This is a genomic window from Candidatus Methylomirabilota bacterium (assembly GCA_035315345.1).
Lineage (GTDB): Bacteria > Methylomirabilota > Methylomirabilia > Rokubacteriales > CSP1-6 > CAMLFJ01.
The window spans coordinates 1-6,199 of the sequence record DATFYA010000084.1 but is presented as its reverse complement, the minus strand read 5'-3'; the positions used below and the strand labels follow the sequence as shown (position 1 = coordinate 6,199).

Here is a 6,199-nt window from a genome sequence, read left to right as displayed (position 1 = left end):
ACCCGGCGCTGGGCATCGAGGCCCAGGGCTTCTGCGTGATTCCGAAGCGGGAAAGCGCGCCCGCCGGCCGCAATCCGATGATCGATTCCGCAAGCCAGGGCTAACCGGAGAATCCCCTTCAGCGAGCGTGAGTCGCGCAAGGAACCCGTCACGCGAAGACCCGGGTGGGGGCCGGGCGCACCCGCTATCCATCCGTACGCGAAATATCCAGGTCTGTGTAACACGCGGGAGTCGCCAGAGGCCATGAGTCAAACGAAAGCGCTCGATGCGGAGCCGACGTCTTGATCGCACAAGCCTGGGAAGCCGGTGGGCACGTGCGAGGTACAACGTCAACCTTTGCCCTCGTGCCTGTCAGCGTCGACCTGGCAGGTGCCAGCGGTCGTTGCTGCCGGCGGCATTGTCGGAATGTCGCGCTGTTCGCAGAGCTGGAGCGGGCCGGTTTCACGGTGGGCCAGCCATCTGCGCTCAGAACTCCTTCTTCAGCCCGCCGAAGAACCCGCGCGGGGGGCCGAACTGGGTGGCGAAGATGCCGACCCCGGTGCCGTTGCGCAGCACGTAGTCCTGCCCGAGCAGGTTGATCACGTCGAAGCGCGCCTCCATCTTGCCGAAGGCGGGCAGCTCGAAGCGGTGGCTGATGCCGAGGTCGAGCTGCTGGTAGGGCGGGTTGCTCGAGTCGTTGGGATTGCGCACGGTGCGGCGCAGCCCGCTGCCCACGATCAGGTCCAGGCTCACGCGGGTGCGCTTCCAGAAGAGATAGCTGAGCCCGGCCGACGCGGTGATGAGCTGGCTGTGGTCGGTGACGATGTAGTGATCGTGGATGTAGGCCAGGTCGTCGGGCGAGAAGAGGGCCTGGGCGGTGACGATGCCCTTGGCCACCTGCTGCGCGGCGGCCAGGTTGCCGTAGGCGCTGAAGTCCCCCAGCGCGACGGACGCGGTCAGCTCGATCCCCACGTTGCTCGCGCGGTGGTAGTTGAACGGGGTCAGGAAGGTCGGCGCCCCGAACTGGCCCTCGTCCAGGTGGTAGAGCGAGTTCTTGTAGTAGGCGTCGAGCCCGACCCGCACGCCCGGGATGATCTGCTGGGTGACGCCCGCGTCGACGTAGTGGGCCCGCTCGGCCCGCACCGGGTTGTTGATCGGCACCGTCGATTCTGCGGTGGTGCCCCCGAAACGGCTCACCGTGGAGGTCGGCACGAACTCCTGGCGCGGGGGCGTGAAGTAGCGGGCGTACCCGGCGTGCACCGTGGTGGTGGGCGTGGCCTCCCACACCACGTTCAGACGCGGGCTCCACTGGTGCTCGCTGGTGAACGCGGCGATGCCGTCCAGCCGCACGCCGCCGTTGATGGTGACGGTCGGGAGGACCCGCCAGGCGTCCTGCAGGTAGACGCTGTAGGTGTAGCCGATCTTGCCGCGGCTGTCGAAGATCGTGAACGGCTGGTCGGAGGTGGGCACGCCGTCCACCGCGGGCAGCACGTCCGACGTGGACTGCACGCTGGTCTGCTCCGCAGCCAGGTAGGCGCCCGCGTGCAGGGTGTGGGTCGGGGTCAGCGTGTAGGTCCCGTCGAGCTGCAGGCCGCTGGCGATGCTGCTACGGTTCACCCGCTGGGCGATGCCGTTGAACATCACGTCGGCGAGCCGGTCGGGCCGGAACGCCATCGTGCTGTAGCGCGTGAAGAGGGCGGCCTGCAGGCTCGCGTCGCCCAGGGTCTTGAAGGCGGAGACGACCCCGAAGTAGTTCTGCTCGAGCTGGGTCTCGTCGATCTTCGTGGAGTCGAAATCGGAGACGCCGTTGACCGTGAACTCGGTCGGGACGCCGGGACGATTGGGGATCTGGAAGTGGCCCACGAAGCTGCCGAAGATGCCGGTCAGCTTTCTGGTGGCGTCCTTCAGGTACTCGAGGTAGGCGAAGGCGTGGCCCTGCCGGGTGTCGTCGTGGATCGCGCGGCCCGGCGTGGCCGACGAGATGCCGATGCTGTTCTGCAGGTAGTCCGCGGCCACGAAGTAGGTGAGCCGACCGATGCTGCCCCGGTATTCCACGCTCGGCTGGATCCACGACTGGCTGCCCCCGTACATCGCCACCGAGCCGCCGGGATCGAGCGCGCCGCTCCTGGTCTGGATGTCGAAGATGCCGGTGGTGCGCAGGCCGAACTCGGCGGGCAGCGCCCCGGTGAGCAGCGTGATCGAGCTGGCCAGCCGCGGGCTCAGCCCACCGCCGGCGCCGAAGAGCGTGGCCCCCTCGGGCAGCACGATGCCGTTGAGCCGGTACTGGATGTTGCCCATCTGCTCCCGCACGTGGATGCTGCCCGCGCTCGAGGAGTCCTGGCTCACGCCGGGCGCCTGCAGCAGCACGCGGGAGAGCGAGTTGTTCTCGCCACCGGGCTGCGCCTCGATCGCCCGGTTGGTCAGCTCGTAGGTGGAGGCCCCGATGCCCGGCTGGATCTTGATGCGCTCCTCCTCGAGGCGACGGGCGATGACCTGGATCGGCTCCAGCGCGACGACCGAGGCGGTCAGGACCAGATCGGCGGCGGCGCCCTCCGCCTCGGTCACGGTCACCAGCCGGGTCGCCGGCTCGAATCCTTCGTGCTCGCCGACCACCGCGTAGGTGCCGGCCCGCACGCCGTCGAACCTGAACTCGCCCCGCTCGGCGCTGGTCGTGGTCGTCACTACCTCCCCCGCGGCCGTCTCGAGGCGCAGCCGCACACCGGGCACCGGCCGCGCCTGGGCGTCCAGCGCCACGCCGGCCACGACGCCGGCCGGCGGCGCGGCGGGCGACGGGACGGCCGAGACCGCGAGCAGCACGAGCGCGACGGCCGAGCGGAGTGACGAGCGCATGCGTACCCTCCCGAGCACGTGACACGACGATCTGGACTGCGGGTGCGGCCGCGGTGGATCCGCCGCGGCGGGCGGACGGGAGACGCTAGGCGCCGGGCGGGCCGCGCGGGGCCTCGGGGGCGACGGCCACCGCGGGGCAGATGCGGGTCGGGAAGGCGGGCGGAGCCTGGCGAGGCGGCGCGGTCGGCGCCGCGCGCATCGAGAGGTCGGGGGCGACGGCCACCGTGTGGGTGGCGTGCTGCTGGAGCGGGCAGTCGGGGCTGCAGAAGCCGGGCGCGCTCCGGTCCTCGTCGAGCGCGGGGGGGATTCCCGCGCCGACGAGGGCGGTCGCGGCCAGCGCGACCGTGACGACGAGCCAGCACCGCCGCGTCAGGCGCCGGGCGGCCGGCCACATCAGGCGCGCGCGCCGGCGGGCGAGGCTCACCCGCGCGTCAGCCCAGCATCAGGACGGTGCGCGAGACCTCGCCGGCCTTCATGGCCCGAAACGCCTCGTTGACGTCCTCGAGCTTGCCCCGGCGCGTGATCATCTCGTCGAGCTTCAGCCGGCCCTGGCGGTACAGCTCGATGTAGCGCGGCATGTCCACCTTGAAGCGGTTGCTGCCCATGCTGCAGCCCTGGATCTTCTTCTCGCGGAGGAAGATGGGGCCGTCCAGCTCGATCTTCTGCCCGACCGGGATCATGCCCACCACGGTGGCGGTGCCGCCGTGCTTGATGCAGTCGAAGCACTGCTCGGCCGCGATCTTGAGCCCGATGCACTCGAAGGAGTAGTCGACACCCCCGCCGGTCAGGTCGCGGATGGCCTTCACCGGCTCGTCGGTCTTGGCGTTGACCCCGTGGGTCGCGCCCAGCTGCTTGGCGGTGGCGAGCTTGGACTCCACCGTGTCGACCGCGATGATCATGCGCGCGCCCGCGATGCGCGCGCCCTGCACCGCGGCCAGACCGACGCCGCCCGCCCCGAACACCGCGACGGTGGACCCGGGCTCGATGCGCGCGGTGTTGAGCACCGCGCCGACGCCGGTGGTGACGCCGCAGCCGATCAGGGCCGCCCGGTCCAGCGGCATGGACTCGTCGATCTTCACCAGCCCGTTCTCGTGCACCAGCATCTTCTCGGCGTAGGCCGAGAGATTGGCGAACTGGTTCACCGGCTGGCCCTTCCACGACAGCTTCGGCGGCTCGGTCTTCGCGCGCGCCGGCCGGGTCTGGCAGAGATGGGTGCGGCCGGTCAGGCAGTACTCGCAGTGACCGCAGAAGACGGACAGGCAGCAGATGACGTGGTCGCCCGGCTTGAACTCGGAGACTTGCAGCCCGACCTCCTCCACGATGCCGGCGGCCTCGTGGCCGAGGATGGCCGGGGTCGGGAACTGGTAGTAGCCGTCCACGAAGTGCAGATCGCTGTGGCACACCCCGGAGGCGACGGTGCGCACCAGCACCTCGCGGCCCATGGGCTTGTCGATGTCGACGTTCTCGATGGTGAGCGGCTGGTGCGGTCCATGGAACATGGCGGCTTTCATGTGTCGCTCCTCTCGGATCCGGGATCCGGCCTTGTGACGATCGTGGCTCGGGCTATCGCGAGACCGCCACCGCGCCCGACGCCTCCGCGACGGAGGGCCGCGACGCCGCGACCGCGGCATCCGCCTTCTTGAAGTCGGCGGGACCGAAGCCGTAGAGATGGGCGCCGCCCATCAGGATCTGCGCGGCGGTCTCGCGCGAGCAGCTCTTCAGCACGTTGTCGGACACGTAGGGGAAGTTCGAGTCGAAGTGCGGGTAGTCGGTGGACACGCACATGCGGTCGGCCCCTATGAGCCCGGCGGTGGCCTCGATCTCGGGCTCGCTCCCCTCCACCGCGGCCCAGCAGTTGCGGCGGAAATACTCCTTCGGGGTCATGGTCAGGTACGGGGCGTGCGAGTCGCGGTACTGCGGGTAGTCCCACTCGATGCGCGACAGCAGGCCGGGCACCCACGAGTTCTGGGCCTCCAGGAAGCCGACGCGCAGGCGGGGATGGAACTCGAACACCCCGCCGATGATCATGGCGATCAGGGCCTGCTGCATCTCGATCCAGTGACTCGCCACGTGGCGGTAGAAGCGGTTCTCGCCGTAGAGCACGTTCATGTGCGAGTACCACGCCCCGGTGCCCTCGTGGAAGCCCCAGGTCACGTTCAGCTCCTCGTGCAGGGAGTAGAGCGGATCCCAGTAGTTGGAGTGCCAGAAGTGGCCGTTGACCAGGTTGGGCCGGATGAAGGAGCCGACCGCGCCCAGCTCGCGCACGCAGCGTACCAGCTCGCGGCCGGCCAGCTGCACGTCGTGCACCGGCAGCATCGCGACGAACTTCAGGCGCTCCGGGCTGTAGCGGCAGAACTCGTGGATCCAGTTGTTGTAGGCCTGGCAGAGCGCCAGCGACAGCCGCGGGTCCATGCCGTCGCGCGCGAGCAAGCTCAGGCCGGTGGTGGGATAGAGGACCGCGATGTCCACACCCTCGATGGCCATGCCCATGACCTGCGCCTCGGGGTCGTAGTTGCGCTCGATGGCGAAGTCGAGGCGGTTGGTGGACTGCAGCCGGGAGCCCGACAGCGGCTGAGTGTTGTGCGCGGTCGTCCCGTCGGCCCGCGCGCGCTTGCGGTACTGCTGCAGCTCGGCGTCCATCGTGGTGGGCAGGCCGTCGATGACGATCGTGCCGCGCTTCGGCCGGCCGTCGGCGCCGATCGGCAGCACCACCCGCTCGCGGAATTTCGGATCGAGGTACCGCTCGAAGAGATCGGGCGGCTCCATGATATGCATGTCGGAGTCGACGAAGCGGAGATGATCTTTCATCTCGAGACTCCCCCTTTGCGGCGCCGCCGTGAGGCGGGGGTGACGGTCAGACCTTCTCGTAGGCCAGGCGCTTGACCCGGTCCATGTTGGTGCCCTCGATGCGGATGAGCCGGGTCGGCCCATCGCGCCGCGGGGAGTGCAGGTCGCCCTCGTTGTAGACGTGGGCCATGCCCGGCTTCAAGGGATAGCTGCGCACATGGCGCACCTTGCCCGGTCGGCTCTCGGTCGCCTTCTCCACCAGGGCCCAGTCGTTCATCAGGGTCTCGCCGCGGGCCTGGCCGTAGATGGCCCAGGACGGCCCGTGGTCGTGCGGATTGCTCTCGCGCGCGTTCTGGTAGACGTGACCGAGGATGCAGAAGCCTAGCTGGGGGTCGGTGTAGAGGATCTTGCGCTCCGGCCCGTCGTCGCCCAGGTACCGGGCGATGAACGCGTCGTCCTTCAGCACGTCCTCCACCAGGGCGCGGAGCCGGTCGCGCCCGGCCGGGCCGGGATCGGCGGTGAGGATGTCGTGAGCGGCCGTCGCGAACGTCTCGAGCGTGTAGGCCATGGAATGCTCTCCTCG

Annotated in this window: 5 protein-coding genes; all 5 read right to left on the bottom strand. The window is 69.5% G+C overall.

Annotated elements, in window-relative coordinates; translation table 11 throughout:
* Positions 1-465: 465 nt before the first annotated feature.
* A complete protein-coding gene (locus tag VKN16_10545; GenBank protein ID HME94643.1) occupies positions 466-2,829 on the bottom strand; it encodes a TonB-dependent receptor in 2,364 nt (787 codons plus the stop codon).
* Positions 2,830-2,914: 85 nt separating this feature from the next.
* Positions 2,915-3,253 (bottom strand): hypothetical protein, encoded by a 339-nt coding sequence (locus tag VKN16_10540; GenBank protein ID HME94642.1) that lies wholly within the window; start codon positions 3,251-3,253, stop codon positions 2,915-2,917.
* 7 nt (positions 3,254-3,260) lie between these two features.
* Positions 3,261-4,340, bottom strand: coding sequence for a Zn-dependent alcohol dehydrogenase (locus tag VKN16_10535; protein ID HME94641.1), 1,080 nt, complete (start codon positions 4,338-4,340; stop codon positions 3,261-3,263).
* A gap of 52 nt (positions 4,341-4,392) precedes the next feature.
* A complete protein-coding gene (locus VKN16_10530; GenBank protein HME94640.1) occupies positions 4,393-5,637 on the bottom strand; it encodes an amidohydrolase family protein in 1,245 nt (414 codons plus the stop codon).
* Between the two features lie 46 nt (positions 5,638-5,683).
* Complete coding sequence (locus VKN16_10525) at positions 5,684-6,184, bottom strand: hypothetical protein (protein ID HME94639.1); 501 nt, start codon at positions 6,182-6,184, stop codon at positions 5,684-5,686.
* Positions 6,185-6,199 lie beyond the last annotated feature (15 nt).